Origin of the sequence: Acinetobacter sp. SH20PTE14 (genome assembly GCF_021391555.1) — a bacterium.
In the GTDB taxonomy this organism is placed as follows: domain Bacteria; phylum Pseudomonadota; class Gammaproteobacteria; order Pseudomonadales; family Moraxellaceae; genus Acinetobacter; species Acinetobacter amyesii.
In genome coordinates this window covers 2282480-2300240 of sequence record NZ_CP090067.1, presented here as the reverse complement: position 1 = coordinate 2300240, position 17761 = coordinate 2282480, and the positions used below count along the sequence as shown (strand labels likewise).

At 38.4% G+C, this 17761-nt stretch carries 18 protein-coding genes and 1 tRNA gene; 7 read left to right on the top strand and 12 right to left on the bottom strand.

Features of this window, described 5'->3' with window-relative positions; genetic code table 11:
• Positions 1–16 precede the first annotated feature (16 nt).
• Together LXF01_RS11400 and LXF01_RS11395 are read left to right on the top strand one after the other, a co-directional pair.
• Positions 17–2053, top strand: coding sequence for an NADPH-dependent 2,4-dienoyl-CoA reductase (locus LXF01_RS11400; RefSeq protein WP_233944360.1), 2037 nt, complete (start codon positions 17–19; stop codon positions 2051–2053).
• 87 nt (positions 2054–2140) lie between these two features.
• Positions 2141–2230 (top strand) — tRNA-Ser (locus LXF01_RS11395).
• A gap of 104 nt (positions 2231–2334) precedes the next feature.
• Here the strand turns inward: LXF01_RS11395 and LXF01_RS11390 are convergent.
• Positions 2335–2757 (bottom strand): hypothetical protein, encoded by a 423-nt coding sequence (locus LXF01_RS11390; RefSeq protein WP_179988560.1) that lies wholly within the window; start codon positions 2755–2757, stop codon positions 2335–2337.
• A 65-nt stretch (positions 2758–2822) separates the two neighbouring features.
• Between LXF01_RS11390 and LXF01_RS11385 the strand changes: the two genes are divergently transcribed.
• Entirely contained in the window at positions 2823–3881 is a 1059-nt protein-coding gene (locus LXF01_RS11385) for a restriction endonuclease (protein WP_225530189.1), read from the top strand.
• Here the strand turns inward: LXF01_RS11385 and LXF01_RS11380 are convergent.
• The 7 genes from LXF01_RS11380 to LXF01_RS11350 form a co-directional block, all read right to left on the bottom strand.
• Entirely contained in the window at positions 3878–4054 is a 177-nt protein-coding gene (locus tag LXF01_RS11380) for a hypothetical protein (protein WP_233944359.1), read from the bottom strand. The genes LXF01_RS11385 and LXF01_RS11380 overlap by 4 nt on opposite strands.
• Positions 4047–4367: a hypothetical protein gene (locus LXF01_RS11375; protein ID WP_233944358.1), complete on the bottom strand. Its 321-nt coding sequence runs from the start codon at positions 4365–4367 to the stop codon at positions 4047–4049. Before LXF01_RS11375 ends, LXF01_RS11380 begins: the two co-directional genes overlap by 8 nt.
• The gene (locus LXF01_RS11370; protein WP_004998933.1) at positions 4367–4798 is read right to left on the bottom strand and encodes a DUF5681 domain-containing protein; all 432 of its coding nucleotides are present in this window, start codon (positions 4796–4798) and stop codon (positions 4367–4369) included. Before LXF01_RS11370 ends, LXF01_RS11375 begins: the two co-directional genes overlap by 1 nt.
• Positions 4799–4833: 35 nt before the next feature.
• Positions 4834–5550: a hypothetical protein gene (locus LXF01_RS11365; RefSeq protein WP_004998932.1), complete on the bottom strand. Its 717-nt coding sequence runs from the start codon at positions 5548–5550 to the stop codon at positions 4834–4836.
• Positions 5551–6219: 669 nt separating this feature from the next.
• The gene (locus LXF01_RS11360; protein ID WP_233944357.1) at positions 6220–8184 is read right to left on the bottom strand and encodes an AAA family ATPase; all 1965 of its coding nucleotides are present in this window, start codon (positions 8182–8184) and stop codon (positions 6220–6222) included.
• Between the two features lie 139 nt (positions 8185–8323).
• Positions 8324–8566: a helix-turn-helix transcriptional regulator gene (locus LXF01_RS11355; protein ID WP_000155629.1), complete on the bottom strand. Its 243-nt coding sequence runs from the start codon at positions 8564–8566 to the stop codon at positions 8324–8326.
• Positions 8567–8766: 200 nt separating this feature from the next.
• Positions 8767–9975 carry a tyrosine-type recombinase/integrase gene (locus tag LXF01_RS11350; protein ID WP_233944356.1) on the bottom strand — a complete coding sequence of 403 codons (1209 nt, stop codon included), beginning with the start codon at positions 9973–9975 and terminating at the stop codon, positions 8767–8769.
• 1026 nt (positions 9976–11001) lie between these two features.
• On the opposite strand from LXF01_RS11350, the gene LXF01_RS11345 reads away from it, so the two are divergent.
• Positions 11002–11214 (top strand): hypothetical protein, encoded by a 213-nt coding sequence (locus LXF01_RS11345; RefSeq protein WP_111885766.1) that lies wholly within the window; start codon positions 11002–11004, stop codon positions 11212–11214.
• A gap of 59 nt (positions 11215–11273) precedes the next feature.
• Here LXF01_RS11345 and LXF01_RS11340 read toward each other — a convergent pair whose 3' ends face one another.
• The 4 genes from LXF01_RS11340 to LXF01_RS11325 form a co-directional block, all read right to left on the bottom strand.
• Positions 11274–11567 (bottom strand): hypothetical protein, encoded by a 294-nt coding sequence (locus LXF01_RS11340; RefSeq protein ID WP_078192906.1) that lies wholly within the window; start codon positions 11565–11567, stop codon positions 11274–11276.
• Between the two features lie 166 nt (positions 11568–11733).
• Positions 11734–12090 carry a hypothetical protein gene (locus LXF01_RS11335; protein WP_180178036.1) on the bottom strand — a complete coding sequence of 119 codons (357 nt, stop codon included), beginning with the start codon at positions 12088–12090 and terminating at the stop codon, positions 11734–11736.
• Positions 12091–12307: 217 nt separating this feature from the next.
• A complete protein-coding gene (locus LXF01_RS11330) occupies positions 12308–13027 on the bottom strand; it encodes a hypothetical protein (protein ID WP_233944355.1) in 720 nt (239 codons plus the stop codon).
• Between the two features lie 88 nt (positions 13028–13115).
• Positions 13116–13814, bottom strand: coding sequence for a 3'-5' exonuclease (locus tag LXF01_RS11325; protein ID WP_168379387.1), 699 nt, complete (start codon positions 13812–13814; stop codon positions 13116–13118).
• 624 nt (positions 13815–14438) lie between these two features.
• On the opposite strand from LXF01_RS11325, the gene LXF01_RS11320 reads away from it, so the two are divergent.
• From LXF01_RS11320 to rnk, 3 genes are all read left to right on the top strand, one after another.
• Positions 14439–15662, top strand: coding sequence for an alpha/beta hydrolase (locus LXF01_RS11320; RefSeq protein WP_233944354.1), 1224 nt, complete (start codon positions 14439–14441; stop codon positions 15660–15662).
• Positions 15663–15818: 156 nt separating this feature from the next.
• Positions 15819–17072: a serine hydroxymethyltransferase gene (gene glyA, locus LXF01_RS11315; protein ID WP_111885761.1), complete on the top strand. Its 1254-nt coding sequence runs from the start codon at positions 15819–15821 to the stop codon at positions 17070–17072.
• Between the two features lie 159 nt (positions 17073–17231).
• Entirely contained in the window at positions 17232–17636 is a 405-nt protein-coding gene (gene rnk, locus LXF01_RS11310; RefSeq protein WP_078192900.1) for a nucleoside diphosphate kinase regulator, read from the top strand.
• Positions 17637–17761: the final 125 nt, after the last annotated feature.

Genomic DNA, 17761 nt, shown 5'->3' with positions numbered 1-17761 from the left:
AAAATAAGGATTCAGCATGACAACGACTAGCTATGCAAATATTTTAAAGCCTTTACATTTGGGCTTTACCACGATTAAAAACCGTGTCGTGATGGGGTCCATGCATAGTGGGCTGGAAGATCGTTTTTATAATTATCCTAAGCTTGCGGCTTATTTTGGTGAGCGTGCGAAAGGTGGTGTCGGCCTGATTATTACAGGCGGTATTTCGCCAAACCGTCAAGGTTGGCTGTTACCTGCTGGCGGAACCATGAATACTTTAGGTGATATTGCTCCGCATCGCTTGGTGACCCATGCAGTACATAAACATGGTGCCAAAATTTTAATGCAAATCTTGCATGCTGGGCGTTATGGCTATCAGCCTTTTGCAGTGTCAGCAAGTCCGATTAAATCTCCGATTTCACCTTTTAAACCACGTCAATTAACGGACAAACAAATTCTTTCAACCATTGATGATTATGTCAAAACGGCAAGTCTTGCACATAAGGCCGGCTATGATGGTGTTGAAATCATGGGTTCAGAAGGCTACTTGTTGAATCAGTTTTTAAGCCGTCATGTCAACCAAAGGACAGACCGTTGGGGTGGTGAAATTGAAAATCGTATGCGCCTTGCGGTTGATATTGTGAAATCAATACGTGCTGAAGTGGGTGAGAAATTTATTATCTGCTTCCGTTTGTCATTGCTCGATTTGGTCCATGATGGGAACACCATGGCAGAAGTTATTACTGTTGCCAAAGCTTTGGAAGCAGCAGGTGTGACGTTGCTGAACACGGGGGTTGGTTGGCATGAAGCACGTATTCCGACAATTGTGACCTCAGTGCCTCGCGCAGCGTTTGTGGACTATACCGCTGAAGTCAAAAAACATGTTGCGATCCCTGTCATTGCGTCCAACCGTATCAATATGCCAGATACAGCTGAAGAAATTTTAGCTTCAGGCAAGGCAGATATGGTGCAAATGGCGCGTCCATTCTTGGCAGATCCATTTTGGGTAAATAAAACGGCGACCAACCGTGTCGATGAAATTAATACCTGTATTGCCTGTAACCAAGCCTGCTTAGATCATACTTTTAAAAATCAGCGTGCGACGTGTTTGGTTAACCCACGAGCGGCATATGAAACTGAATTGGTTTATTTAAAGACCAAAAAACCGAAGCGTATTGCAGTCGTCGGTGGTGGCGTGGCAGGCATGTCTGCAGCTACGGTTGCGGCAAGCCGAGGCCATGCGGTGACATTATTTGAAGCTGGTGCAGAGGTGGGTGGTCAATTTAATTTGGCGAAAGTCGTTCCCGGCAAAGAAGAATTTCACGAAACGATTCGCTACTTTAAAGTTCAAATCGAAAAAACAGGGGTTGATTTGCGTTTAAATACACGTGTAAACCGTGAACAACTTGAACGTGAAGGGTTTGAAGAAGTCGTTATTGCAACAGGAGTGGTTCCTCGCAGCTTAAAAATTGAAGGTAGTGATGCACCGAATGTCTTGTCTTATGCAGAAGTGCTGAAAGGCGCAGCTGTGGGCAATAAAGTTGCTGTGATTGGTGCAGGCGGCATTGGCTTTGATGTATCTGAATTTTTACTCAAACCACCACATCAGCCACAACCAATGCCTTTAGCGGATTGGCAGCGGGAGTGGGGTGTTGATCCAAATCCAAACTACATAACAGAAGGTGGTATGCAGGCTGCTGAGCTCGAACCTCCTGTTCGTGAAATCTACTTATTACAACGTAAAACAACTGCAATTGGTGCTGGGTTAGGTAAAACATCAGGCTGGGTACATCGTGCACAATTAAAGAAAAATGCGGTTCGTATGCTGCGTGGTGTTCAATACAAAGCCATTACTGATGAAGGTCTTTGGGTTGAATATGCAGGGCATGATCAATTATTACGTGTAGATACGATTGTCGTTTGTGCAGGTCAGGAATCGGTAAAGCATTTGATGCCAGAACAGGGTGAGAAAACCCTTGCCAATTACCATATTATTGGTGGTGCAAAACTAGCAGCAGAGTTAGATGCGAAACGCGCAATACGTGAAGGTGCGGAGCTTGCGGCTAAACTTTAAGGATTTGGCGAAACAATATTCATTTGAATGGTTTAGTTGTAATTTTTACTTGTCAGATGAATAAAACCTCCGTATTATGGCGCACATGGAAGCGTGGCAGAGCGGTTTAATGCACCGGTCTTGAAAACCGACGAGGGTGTGAGTCCTCCGTGAGTTCGAATCTCACCGCTTCCGCCAAATATCAATGACTTAGCCCTGACATACTCAGGGCTTTGTTGTATTTGGGGTTTATGCAAGGTAAGCCTGTAGTAAGCATAATAAAAACTTGGTTTGAGTTTAAATTATTGTTCAAGACTAAATACAATCTCAAATTGGATACCATCCCAAATAGTTAATTCACCGATCCAATTGGTTTTTGCATTAAATCTTTTAGGGTATTGGCTGCCATCTTTGCCATCTAAAATATTTTGAAAATCCGAGCTTTTATCGAGCATAGCTATAATAGGTCTAATTTTTAATTTTTCTTCTAATGCAAGATCAAGGTTTTTCTTAAATTCATTACGTCCATTACCAGACCATCTATCAATACGGTCACGATAAACCTGTTTTCTTTCAGTTGGATGTTTAGATAATAAAGGTTTATGACCCCATAAACTAACAATTAGCTCATTATTAGAGCTAATTGAAGATACTGACCAGTTCGGATTTTTAAGATCAGCATCAAATTTTTTAAACTCAGAAACGATACCCACAATAATACTCATATTCAAATTAATCCTTATTTAAGATATGCTGAACGGCATAAATTACAAGTATTTAAGGTTAATAAATGTCTGATACTCCGACTGTTTGGGGTGTACACATGGGCGTACATGTTGGAACTGAGCCAGTTGAAAAAAATTACATTGGAATTGGCTGGTCAGAGTTAGGTGATTTAAGTCAGATTGATGCTGATAGGGAAGCCTTTAAATTTGCTTTGCAAGCAAAGCAACCTGATTCTTCAATGCCTTCTATCCGAACTCAGGTAGCCACAATTTACAGATTTATGCATGTGGTAAAAACAGGAGATTATGTGGTATACCCATGCAAATCGGATAGATTGGTCTATATTGGTATTATTAGTGGAGATTATGAGAGAGCTAATTCTGAAGACGAAGATGCTTATTTAAATCGTCGTCCTGTAACATGGCTAACACCTAATGGAGTCCCACGTAACAATTTTTCTCAAGTAGCGTTATATGAAATTGGTGCTTACATTACGTTGTTTGAAATTAAGAAAACAGCAGGTGATTTTTTAAATGCTGTAGGTATTGAATACCAAGCTACAATAAATAAAGACCCAATAGTTGAGTTACAAGAGCAAGAATTAGAACAAGAAGAAATACCCGATGATGAAACAGTAACTAAAGTAATTAATGAAACAGCAAAATATTCAACTGAAGATTTTATTATTCGCAGATTACATCAACATTTAAACGGTTATCAGTTTGAAGAATTTGTCGCTCATTTGCTTGAATGCATGGGGTATGTTGCTAGGGTTACTCAGAGGTCGGGTGATGGCGGTGTTGATGTTATTGCTCACAAGGATACACTTGGCTTCGAACCCCCTATTATTAAGGTTCAATGTAAAAAAACTTTAACATCTAATGGCTTACCTGAAATAAATCAACTTTTAGGTACTCTTGAAGATGGCGAATATGCTTTATTTGTTAATCTTGGAAGTTATAGTAATCAAGCAAAGAGTAAAGCTACGAATAAATCACGGTTAAGACTTATTGATGGTAAAGAGATTGTAGAGTTAATTTATCGTTATTATGAAGATTTTAAACCACAATATAGAGCTTTAATCCCTTTAAAGCAGGTTTTTATTCCTGATATTGGTGACTAAGTTCTAGTATCGTCAACTAATTGTTGTTGATGTGGTACAGCAATAGCTTCCCATTCATCATAAGACAAAATAGGTGGAAAAGCGGCTACTAATTTAATAGTAGTCGCTTTATTCTTTCTGTTGGTTTCGACTTTAGCTAAACGCCTTTGAAAGTCTTTTAATACCTTAGCCATTATCGGTATGACCACAATTAGGGTTAGGGTATTGTGCCCACGGTTGCCCCTGTAGCATGGTTTTAACCGTTACTGGTACTGTAGGGGGTACATAGTCGCTAAATGGGTGTAATGGGCTATTTAGCTTTTCTTCAAGCTTTGCAAATAGCGGTTTAATAAATACTTCTTCAAGTTCATCGCTAGAAGCATATAAGCCCATGATGTATATTAGATTATGCATTGCAACCAAACGTTCACTTGGTGAACCATGTGCAATATCCTGTGTAAATTTAAAACGTAAAAATTCATATTCTTCTCGTGTTGGCAGGTTCATTAGTGTTTCTCCAATGCATTAATACGTTGTTCTAACTCGTCAATCTGACGAATACCATTTAAAGCATTAATCGCTTCAATGATTTGTTTACCCACATCAGGCGCAACATTGCCGTCAGCAATAGCTTGTAAAACAGACTGGGCTTGTTCGGTAACACTTGCTGTGGCATCTAATTCAAACTGGACTGTTTCAGTCTGAGCTTTAAGTGTTGGTGCAATACGGGAAAGGACTAAGCTAGCCGCTTGCATATCGCCTGAAAGAGCAGATTGAATCACTACTTTGGCAATATCATCAGCATCAGCTAGTAGGGATTGATTTACTTTCATTCGTTTATCAATAATCCCTTTTGGACGACCTTGTGGGTTAGGGGAGTTCATCCCCTTACGCCAATTTGGATTTCCTGCTGTTTTAGTCTTTGAATTTGTGGTCATTACAATTCCTTGATCTAAACTATTAATTATCAATTTCAAAGATCGACACGTTGGTCTTTTAAAATGAACGCTTGTTCTGCTTCATTTTTTGCTTTACGAAGTTTTTGAATAACATGTGATGGTTTACCCACTGCTTTTTCTACTTCTCTAAATACCAAGCCACCACGTTCACCCAGTAACGTTGCTGCATTCTTCATAACTTTTAAACGCTTAGCTAAAGCAGGATTTTGAATTTCATGGAGCTGACGTGTGTAATGTTGAACTTCAATATCAGTTAAGCCTGAAAGGTATGATGGAGCACCTAAAAGGGCTTGAAGTGTTTGCAAGTCTTTTTTCTGCTGTGCTTCTTCAATAAATTTGCGACGCTTGCTGTTATTCATATTTTTAACATGCGAACGTATTTCATTAGCCACAGGGTCATTAGCACCTGCTGTCAAAGGTGTGGTTAGCTCCTTTTCAATATGTGCAATGCTTTTACTTAGATTTGCATTTGCAGAATCAATAGATTTAGTAATTTTAAGAAGTTTCTTATTTGCAAAATCATCAGTTTGGATTAATTGAGCTGCTTCATTCCAAACAGGATTTCGCTTACTTGCTTCACGTGCTTTATGAATATCATTGATACCTTCGTAGGCTTCACTCAATGCTTGTGCAGCAATGTGAACATAAGAAGCAGTTTCTTCATCATAGCCTTGAAGGTGCTTGATATTGTCAGGATGTAGTGATGGAGTAATTAGAGGATATATAGACATTTTGAACTCGCATATTGGTTGCATAATTACTTATTGCTTACAACATACGAAAAACAAATTAAAATGGCGACGAAATCAAATAGATACAAATTATTTACAGCAAATAACAAATTATATGGGGGTACAAACAAGCATTTTTATAGTGCGAAAAATAGCCGTTTTAAGCGAGTTTTTAGGGTAGCCAGTACCCTTGTACCAACCGAGTGCGCAAAGAGGTTATTTACCCCTGAAAGTCGTGCTAATTTCGCTATGTTTAAACCTGTATTTGGGGTAAAGGGTTTTAATAAATTTAATTAGCAGCAAGTAATCGTATTTTTAACCACAGTATTAATAATTATTGCTTTTAAGCATGTAATCTATTGAATTAAGAAATAGTTATAAATGAACGAAGTTATATAAAAAGAAGAATGTGAATATAAAGAGCTGTTGCTGTGGTTAGCGTGAGTTGCATTAGCATAACCCCCCCTAAAGGGGGGGGGTATATGTGCAACTGTGCAACTTTTGTTGTTTAAATTGCACATTAAGTTGCATATGCAACTTATTTAAAAACAATGGGTTAATGGTAAAGTTGCAAGTACGAGTTGCATGTGCAACTCGGTTGCTTTCATGTGCAACTTTTAAGGGGAAAGTTGCAGATATAATGCAACTCTGCAACTCATTGTTTTATAATTATATTTTAAGTAAATCCAGTCCTTTTAGTGTCAAAGTAACTGTTTTACCGTTTTCAGTTAAAAAGCCATTTTTAATAAGTCTAATTTTCTGCTTTGTCATTGTATCAGGATTAAAACCTAATAATTCCGCCCAGTGTTTTTGAGGACTAGCAGGATTATCATGTATCACTTGCAAAATACGCTTGTCCTTATTTGCATCACCTTTTGAATCTTTATTGTGGTTATTCATTGCTTGAATATTAATTACTGGCGTGACAACTGCCGAAGAAATGGGGTTTCCATCTTCATCCATACCCAAAGGAACAGGCTCTAAATGAAATTGTCGTTCAATATCATTTGCACCATTCTTGGATTTTGCAATATTCCATTTTTTTGTAGAACCGTTAGATGATATTTCAATTGCACAGTCTACAGCACCAAGTAAACTGGAATGACCACGCATTCCACTTCCTTGGATTTTGCCTGAATGGTGTACGATAAGGACTAAACAATTTAATTCAGATGATAATTTCTTAAGTTTACCGATAACCATACCCATGTCAGTAGATGAATTTTCATCTATTCCATTTGCTGATTGAGCTAGGGTATCTATACAAACTAAACCACAATTTGGTGCATATTCTTTAATAGAATTAATTAATTCTTCTACATGGTCTTTCTCTTTAAAGTTTAAAGAAATTTCATAGTTTAAAAAGTCATCATCAGGGATTAAACCTTTTCTTTCCTGATAAGCATGTAAGCGATTTCCCATACCATGTATATCTTCAAGATTAATATAGGCAACTTTAGACTGCTTTGTTTTCATTCCAAACCATTCTTCACCTTTGCAAATTGCAAAAAGTAAATCAAGCATTAGAAATGATTTTCCAGTAGCAGGTAAGCCATATATTGTGGCTAGACCCTTTTTAGGTAATACCCCATGAACGAACCATTCCATAGGAGGTCGTTTCATTACATCTGACAGATTAGTTGGGACAAATTTATTTGTACGGATAGGCTTTTGAGAGTTATATCTTGCGAGTAGGTTGTCAGCTATTTTTTTACCAATCTGTGCCTCATACTCATCATGCGCTTGAAATTGTCGTGCTTTTCTAATTGTTGATTCAATATAAGAATTAATCTTTGCTTTTTCGCGTTGCCCAAGATTTGACAGATGCCACAGGCGAATAAGTTGTGCGTTATTGTTGGTATAGAATGCAAGCATTTGGATCAAAGATAAATCGTCTTGACTGTGGTCACGACCAATAACTTGTAAATCTGTATCTAATTCAGCATTCCATAATGCTTGAAATTTTTCTTTATTTCCCGCATTCCAAGCTCTTTCTATAATTGATTCATCCGATTCAATTTGAGGTTGGTCAGGCAATGGTTCGAACTGTCCTTTGTCATCATGTAGCTGTGAAACGATATTATCTAATATGTCTTTCTTATACTTAATGGGTTCACTTTTTAAAGTATTACCAGTACAAATAATAAATCGTTCTTGAGAATATATTTCTACATTATCACGTCTGCGTCCTTTTCCAATATTACCATAAACCCATATATGGAAGCCTTTTCCACTTTGAGAATACTCAGTATAGCTATTAAAAGTTTTTATAATACTGCTTGCACGATCAAGCTGTTCTTGCGGGGTATCTGCTTTAATATCTAGGTCAATACATGTGAATGGGTCATGTGCGGATAAGACATACCCAATATTAAAGTCATGCTGTTTTGCGTATGTGCAGGCAGTATGGAAATCTGTCCATGTAGATGGGTCTGTTGGGCTTGCTTTACGTCCATTACATTGATATGGAGTTTTATTCTTGTCTGCTACAACCCATTGAGCACGCTCTTTTAGCTCGTCGGGAAGGTTAACCCATTGATTTGAATTATTAATAATGGCAGAGGATTGCTGTTGGGCTTGGCTGCCTTGTGTAGTTTGCTGTGGTAAAATGGGGGTATGGTTTAAGCTATTCATGCCAGTTTATTCCTATCAAAAAGACTGCTACGGCAGTCTTTTTTTTGATTGTATGTTTACGATAGGCTTAGGTCGGGAGAGGTGTTGGACACAGGTTTCAATAAGCGCAATACGTTTAAGGTTTAGAACAGAAAATTAATTATTTGTCGGAGGTTTGAACTGAATACGAAGACGTACTCGAATGCGCTTGTGCTTCAAGCCATGCCATTAAGGTTGACCGTAAATAGCGGACACGTGACTGGGTATCTGATCCCACTTTAATAAATTGTGGTCCTTTACCTTTAGTACGCCATATTTCAAGGGTATTCTTTTTAAAGCCAAGTAATGAAGCGGCTTCTTTAGTCGTCAGTAAATCTTTATGATTGTTTGCTGAAATAGTCATGTCAAAAGTTCCTTTAGTAATGAGCTATCTGACATGCAATAAAAAAGGGACAGATAGCTCAAGTTTAAATTAACCTTGAAGCCTCTATCCCATGATAGATACAAGCTTAATAATGTAACCCATGTTACGTGAATATTAAGCGAGGTGTTTGCAGTTAAAAACAACTATATTATGTTTTATGTTAATACACAAATGATTTTTTATGATTTACTTTTATCAATCCAATCAGCCACTTGCTGAACTTCGGGACGTAAATATTGCAAGTGTGTAGTTTCTAAATAATGAATTGCTGTAACCCCTTTAGGCACATGGTTTGTCAGCAATTCAACCTTGTTTAAATCAATACCACAATGCGCCACTCCTATTGTGGTAAACGTCCGTCTAAGGTCATGTGCTGTAATTGGTGTTCCAGCAACTTCACTCATACGTTTCAATGAATCTCTAGGGTCAATAATGTGCCCTGACTTTGACCATGAAGCAAAAACAAAAGGTGAGCCGTCTGTTCTAGGTCTAGCTTTGAGCAGCTCTATTGCTTGAGTTGATAAGGGTAAATAAACAGGATTGTGGTTTTTAGGGTCGGGTATATGCCACCATGCTTCCTCCAAATTGACCCTATCCCAAGTTAAAGAACGAGCTTCGCCTAATCGTGCGCCTGTGAGCATTAAGAAAATGATTAAATCAATGCTTGCTAGAGTTTCACGGTTAAAAGCAGTTTCCCTTGTTGACCACAGGTAATTCCAAACATCATTTACCTTAGAATCAGGAATACGACTGGTACGAGGTTTTAATTTCACCATTTTCTTTTTAAGAATATTTACAGGGTTTTCCTGAATTAATGGTGTGCCATCTTCCTTTCTATATTCATCCATTGCGTAATTAATTAATGCTCGTAATACGCTGAATGCTTGATTAGCTTGGGCAGGTGCAGGGGCATTACCACGTAAACCATGTTCTTTAAGTTGGTTGTAGCGTTTATTCACATCCTCACGGTTAATTGCTGCAATAGGAGTATCCTGCCATGCTTCAAAACTTGTGGTCACATGTCTGCGAATTTCACTTTGTGAACTTTCTTTAAGCGATCTGTCTTTAATGTAAGAGTCGCAAACTTCGCGCAACGTAATAGACATTAACGCATGTGCTTTTGCCTGCGCTGTTGGGCTTGTACCCATGCGCATTGTGCGTAAATGCTCGCGGGCAATGTCACGTGCTTGGTCAGGGGCAAAGACACCATACTGCCCGATAGTAATACGTTCCGAGCGACCATTAACACGGTTTTGCACAATAAAGCTAACACGACCTTTAGGGGTAACTCGAATACCGAAACCTTTTAATTCAGTATCCCATTCAAATTTATCTTTGCTGATTGGTGCAGGGTATTTGTCGATGAAGCTCTTAGTCAACTTAGGCATGATAGAACTCCTCACCGACATTGTAGTTGGTGATAAATGTAGTATGATTCATTTGTTGTTTCCTAGTAGGGATATAACCACAGGCAAGGGCTATTGGCGTAGTCGCTTGCCTTTTTTGCACTGTAACTCGTAAGCAATTTGTAAGCGATACAGGGAAAGCATAAACAAGCTACATAAAACAAAATATAGCTTCAAGGCATTGTTTTGTAAAGGAATGTATGGCTTACTAAATGTTAATAAAGCCCAGTAAAGTGTAAGTCCCAATAACTTGAAAACCGACGAGGGCGCGAGTCCTCCGTGAGTTCGAATCTCACCGCTTCCGCCAAATTCAAAAAAGCCCCTGTAGTGATACAGGGGCTTTTTTTTGTCTTAGATTTTAATTTGAGACGGCAATCTTATTCATTAGTATTTTTAAGCAATGCTAAAAATGGATATCAGACTTAAAATTCAAGTCAGAAATTAATACAAGGGTTGTCAAAGGTAGAATTAAAAGTAAGAGAAAAGAATGTTTATAGATTGATAGTGTAGAATTTATTTTTAATGGCCTATTTATTTAAATCTTTCACAAGCATTGGGCATAGCTATGATTGCTTATTTTGAAAAAATATCAATTGTATTTTATTTGATCAATTGTTTTGAAGTGTTAGCAAGGCTTGGCAAGAGAATTGAAAGTGCTATATTTAAATCACGGTAGGTCATAAAACGACGCTACCAATAAGTTGGACGGATCAATGACAGCTCGTTGAGTTTCGTAATATTTTAGTCTTAAGATATTGCAGACAATAAATCAGCACTAGCCTTCCAACATAGAGCCCGCAGCGATGCGGGCTTTTTAATGCCATTTTAGATTTGAGAATATAGTGCTTTTGTCAAACAATAATTAAATAGTCAACCTATGTTGTTGATATATAATTACTAAAGTAAAATAAGTTTACATTGCCATGAAATCTAACATTTACAAAGTAAGTTAATGTGTAAAGGTGTGATATAAAAAATGCAATTATTAAAACAAGTAGAGACGTTACCATGACACAGATGATTGACATAAAGGTAAAGGACCAATTTAGTCAGGTTTATGAAGCACAAGCTTTGGTGCGTAATCCTTCAGAAGAAGATTCAAGAGGGCTGTTTCATCGCATTGAACATATCATTATTGCAGGTGAAATCATCCTACCCAGTATCGAACTACTTTTTGAAAGTCAAAAATCGGACAGTATTTACAAGCTTTTAGAAGCTTAAATTGAATGAATAAAAAAAACTCACCTTATGGTGAGTTTTTTTATTTTAGAGTTAAAAATTTAAGTTGTTTGATCTACTTTAAATTGATTCAAAATATAAGAGAGTAACTGATATCGCGTCATTGGATTGCTAGAAGACAGTTCAACGTCTTGTTTACGCACTTGAATTTCTTGAGTTAAAACTCCAGCTTGAAAACGTTGCACGATCATATGATCTTTTGATACATCATGGTCGGTCAGCACTAGTTTTGGTCCAAGGTGCAGATGTCCAATCGCATCTAGACATTGTTCAAGGCTGCTATATAGGTTGAAAAGGATGAGTGCCTGATCATTAGAATAATTGGCTAAATTCATTTTTATTATCCATGGTCAAAAATTATTGAGCAGGAATAGTGTATATGAATTGAGCAACAATAATCTGTATGGATTATTTTTCATTTAATGTCTATCTAGCTAACTTTGGTTAAATCATTGAGACAGCTTAAATCTTTATGAAAAATAAGTTGGAATTCGCTTTAAATTAAAGCGGCTTGAATAGCAATGGGACATCATAACGGGCAAATTCTTCAATGATACTGTTTAAAACCAATTGAGCTTGAGGTTCCGCTGCTGTAAAGGTGAGTTCTTGGTTCGTTTGGCTGTTGAAGCATTCAACTTGTTCTATACGCCAAATTGTTTCAATGGCTGTATTTTGAATGACCACACGTCTAGGCTGTAATTCATCACTAATTTTTCGTGGCATGACATAGGTAATGGCCAATTGAACATTAGGCAATTCGTCTTGTGAGGTTAAGAAGGTAAATACCCAATTGCCAATTTTGCTGAGTTGCATAGGATTATCGAAAGAATCAAATTCTAAACAAAACTGTTGTGACATTGACATGCTCAAACGCTAGGAGGTCGGTTTTATTCTTGCGATTTTTTACTGTTAATTGACATTAGGGGAAGGTCGTATAAAACAGCAGTTAAAACCATAAAAGAAATAAGTGAATCGATAAAGTTAATAAAATTCAATTTCTTATATTGATATGTGTGAAGAATAACTCACCTCATTAAGTTGTTTTTTGAATGAGAAGTGAGGAAAAGTCTCTAAGTTAAATCAGTTGTTGCAGATTTTTTAGACTGTAATTAATTTGCTGTAATGCATGTTGTAAGAGTTTAGGTTGAATATTGGATTCATTTAGACAGGTGATCCATTGCATCTGACAGGCTTTTAAGTCTGCAATATCCGTGGCCTGTTGAATATTAAGAATTAATTTTTTTGCCATAAGCCCACAATAAAGCTGTAAGTAACTGCACATAAAACTCTGTAACTCATCAAAATCATGCTCGATGAAATCAATGATTTGTTCTGCTAATACAGGGTTGTTTGATGTTATGTTTTCAGGTATGGCTAGATTAAATTGATGGGGTATAAAGCCAATTGCATCCATTGGCAGGGAGTCAGTTATTTCGTGCTGTGAATGAGTATGAGGAACTTCCATCGTTGGCATTGAAATTTTATCAAGTGTGACATTTTCTTGCGCTATGCGATCGGATGTCTTTGTTGACGCTATTTTAGGTGTATTAAAAGCAGAAAAATCGGAGTTTTGAAGGCGTTGATGATCATGTGCTGTAATTGGCTGAATCAGCCCAAGATCCATCAGTTGCTCGAGCAATGTCGCTTCAGCAATCCGCTGCTGATAATGCACTGGCATTTGGTTAAAGTCATCACTACCAATTAAGAGTAGCAGACGACGTTGTCTTGCATTTAATGCGAGCTGTCGGTCTTTTAAAGTTTGAAAACCCAGCTCAGTTTTTTGATAGTTGAACATGCCTTAATTCCATAGCTCAAAAGAATTAAGGCAATCCTATGCAGTGATAATGACAGTAATATTAAGAAAATATTAAACAATCAATGATTTATAGAGTAATGACAGCAGAGTTTTCTAAAGCTTTACGCAAGTACGGGTCTAAGTCATCTTGACGTAATAGCCATTGCACATAGTCCGCAGGTAATTCTGCAATTGCGGTACCACGATGTTTACCAAAATTAATACTGCGAGGAATGCGAGCATCTTCCGAAGCTTCGTATAATTCTTCGATGCTATTGATTTTTAAGTGATGGACGATATGCATCAAAATATTGGCAGTTAAAATGATATCCATATCTGCGCGGTGAGCTTTACGGATCATTTCACGTGCTTTTTCACTGCCTTTGGTGATCATATATATCAAGGCAGAAATATTATGCGCTTCTGCATCAGGCCAAACTCGACGAGCAAGGGCAAGGGTACAAATGGCTTTAATTTTTGAACCATCTACACCGCATTTTTCGAGCGCTCGAATATCGTAGTCGATATTATGCCCAATGATATATGTCGTCTCTGATGGGAGTTCAAAACTGCTGTAGTGGGGCTGACCTTCAAGATCTGATTCTAAAATATGATGTACAGCCATTGCTGCAAAAGAAATTGCTTCATCACAACGATAAAGTTGATCAAAAATTTTAGATTTATCTAGGGTAATTTTGGCATCTGCCACCTGAATTGGAGCATAGGCAATCTCGATGGGTTGTCCATTTAGTGTATGGGTTTCTGTGTCGAGAATGATGGCTTGCATGTCCAGTTCCAGCATGTTGAATAATGTTTATGAATGTACATGATCACATCCACACTGACAAACCCATGCTGTGATTATTTGTAGGAATATTATGAAGATGGCTGCGCAGTGTTTAAATAATCTGCTTTTATCGCATCTGCCGAAATAAAACTTTACAGCGGGATAAAGCTAAACCATCTTCTAAATCGACTTATTTTAAAGGCTTTTGTCCATCGTGATATCCAAAAATGTCGCTAAGTGGATTAAGCACTAGAGTATGTTCACGATCAATGGCATGGTGGTTTTTCGGCTTTACTTTTGTGCATATGTTTGTGTAGTTGGCAGGGGGTACAGCATTTTTGTTGATTTTACATTTTGCTTTAACCTCCGAAAAATAGCCCAATCTGTATCCAATGATCAGAAATATAAGTTCAGCCATTTTTCTGAGATCGGGGTGGCTGATGTATTTGAATGTTGTTAATCCATATCGAGCTAAAACAAAGTTTTAGTTCTATATTAATTTGATCAATTAAAATAAGAGTAGTTGCTTAAAAATTAGGCTTGTACAAAAGTTTGTTCCATGTATTTAATGATTCATATTCAATGAAAAATTGACTTTAAAACAACAAACAAAAGGATCATGGAATGAAAATGCTGCGTTTAACGGTTTTAGTCAGCAGTATGCTATTTTTAGCAGCCTGCGGTAATGATAGTAATGACCAACAATTTAGTAATCCTGAAACAAATGCTGATCTCAATCAGATCAAAAATCCGGTGGTAACTACAACAGCCTATAGTCAAGACAATATGCCTGCTGTGAGTGCAGACAGCCGATTGATGACCTATAAAATGCTAGGAGTAGATGGCAAAATTGTTCAAGCCACAGCCTTAGTCTTTACCCCAAAAACAGTTGCTCCGGCAGGTGGTTGGAAAATTGTGGCTTGGGCACATGGAACGACCGGTGTGGCTGATAAATGCGCTCCGAGCCGACAAGGTTTGCAAGGCACTGAATATTTATTGCAAATGTTATTGGCAAAGGGTTATGTCGTTGTGGCACCCGATTATGAAGGATTAGGGGAACCTAGTGGACGTGAAAACCATCCTTATCTGAATCTAAAAAGTGAAGCCTTTTCGATTACCGATGCCGTTGTCGCTGCTCGAAGTTACTTAACCAGTCAAGGTAAAACGGCGTCGAAGGATTGGCTTTCGATCGGACATTCTCAAGGTGGTCAAGCCGTATTAGGTGCAGCTGAATTCGCATCGCGTGCTGACTTAAATTATAAGGGAACGATTGCCATAGCACCTGCAAATAATCTTGCGCTCATTCTTGACGCAGGCGAGAAGTTAGCTGTAGGTAAACCTGCAACCGTGCAAAGTATGATTTATGCACCTTTAGACAGTTTTACTGCGCAGATCATTGCGGGTATGCAAGGGCATAAAAACAGTGTGGATTATTCAAAAGTATTTAGTGGACATCTGGCTGCGATTGCACCTCAGGCTGAAACAGTGTGTTCAGGCGAGTTAACCAAGTTAATTCAAGATGACATGCTCAGTTATGCGAGTCAGAACACGACTTTGGATAACTATGGCCGCACGCAGTCTGATTTCTTAACTTTAAAACAAATTCAAACTTTTATGAATGATGGTTCGCAGCCTCTAACTAAAGTCGTGAAAACACCGATCATCATTTATCAAGGTAAAGCCGATCAGACCATTCCAGCAGATGCGACTAAATTTATGATTAGCCTTGCTAAGCCAGAGACAACGATAGTATATCGTGAGCAAGCGACAGCAGATCATATTAGTATTTATACCGATAATCTGGCAAATTTTGTGCAAGATGTAGAGACTCTCATGCCAAATCAATAAGTTGATTTGACTTAAATAGTGCTCGGGCAGATTCAACACGGGCATTATTTATTTAAAAACAGCACAAACTTCCCTCTCTCATTTCTAAAACTTCATGCTACAATACGCGCCAATCTTAGCACGGCTTAAAAGCCCTAATTTAATAGGACCTCGCTAATGTTTGCCAACACCTCTATTGCTCAATTTGACCCTGAATTAGCTCAAGCGATCTCGAATGAAGATGCTCGCCAAGAAGCGCACATTGAGTTAATCGCTTCAGAAAACTACTGTTCACCTGCAGTAATGGAAGCTCAAGGTTCAAAACTTACTAACAAATATGCAGAAGGCTACCCTGGTAAACGCTACTACGGCGGTTGCGAGTATGTAGACGTGATCGAACAATTGGCCATTGACCGTGCTAAAGAATTGTTTGGTGCGGATTATGCAAACGTTCAACCACACGCTGGTTCACAAGCAAACTCTGCAGTTTACCTTGCGCTACTTAACCCAGGCGATACAGTTTTAGGTATGAGCCTGGCTCACGGTGGTCACTTGACTCACGGTGCTAAAGTTAGTTTCTCTGGTAAAACTTACAACGCAATTCAATACGGTTTGAACCCAGAAACTGGCGAAATCGACTATGAAGAAGTTGAACGTTTAGCTGAAGAACACAAGCCAAAAATGATCGTGGCTGGTTTCTCTGCGTATAGCCAAGTTGTTGATTGGCAACGTTTCCGAGATATCGCGGACAAAGTTGGTGCTTACTTATTCGTAGATATGGCTCACGTAGCTGGTCTTGTTGCTGCTGGTGTTTACCCAAGCCCAGTACAAATTGCTGACGTTACTACAACGACTACACATAAAACACTTCGTGGTCCACGTTCTGGTTTAATTCTTGCGAAAGCAAATGAAGAAATCGAGAAAAAATTACAATCAGCTGTATTCCCTGGTAATCAAGGTGGTCCTTTAGTTCACGCTGTAGCGGCTAAAGCGATCTGCTTCAAAGAAGCAATGGCGCCTGAATATAAAGCTTACCAACAACAAGTTGTTAAGAATGCGCAAGCAATGGCTGAAGTTCTAATCGAACGTGGTTATGATGTTGTTTCTGGCGGTACTAAGAACCATTTGTTCTTATTATCTTTAATTAAACAAGACATTACTGGTAAAGATGCCGATGCTTGGTTAGGTGCTGCTCACATTACTGTGAACAAAAACTCAGTACCAAACGATCCACGTTCTCCATTCGTGACTTCTGGTATCCGTATCGGTACTCCTGCTGTAACAACACGTGGTTTTGGCGAAGCTGAAGTACGTGACCTTGCAGGCTGGATCGCTGACGTTCTAGACAGCAAAGGTGACGAAGCTGTGATTGCTGCAGTGAAAGAAAAAGTTGCTGCTGTTTGCGCTAAATTCCCAGTTTACGCAAAATAAGTCTGACTTGAGAAAGCCCCCTCAAGGGGGCTTTTTTTATGTCATCAGAAAAATTCAAAAGTTATCTAAACATTTATATTTCTGATATAACGGAATAAGAGATAACAAAAATTTGCCCATCGCTATAGATCTGTTGGCAAGGTCGCAAAGGAACTTTATATGAAAAAACCCAATATTATTCTTTCAGAACAAGATTTACATCGCTTAGAAACCATGTTGGAGCATCAGTCTAAGTTGACGCCGACGATGGAGCATTTGGAAGATGAGATGGCGCGCGCTGAAGTGGTTGCTCCACAAGATGTCCCTGCCAATGTGGTGAGTATGAATGCCAAAGTTCTCATTAACATTGCACCTGCGACAGAAGCAACCGAAATTACACTGGTTTATCCACATGATTTTCGTGGCGATAAAGGTCAAGTCAATGTTTTGGCTCCAGTGGGCGCTGCCATTTTAGGTTTGGCTGAAGGGCAGGAAATAGAATGGCCGCAGCCTGATGGTCACACCATGAAAGTCAAAATCATTAAAGTGCTCTATCAACCTGAGCGTGAAGGGAATTATCTATAATTCCGCTGTGATATACAGATATAATCCGCACACAAAGCCATCGATACCGATGGCTTTTTTATTTTTTCTTTATTGCATTTTTAGATATGAAATGGGCAAATGTTGTTAAGCAGATTTCATTACAA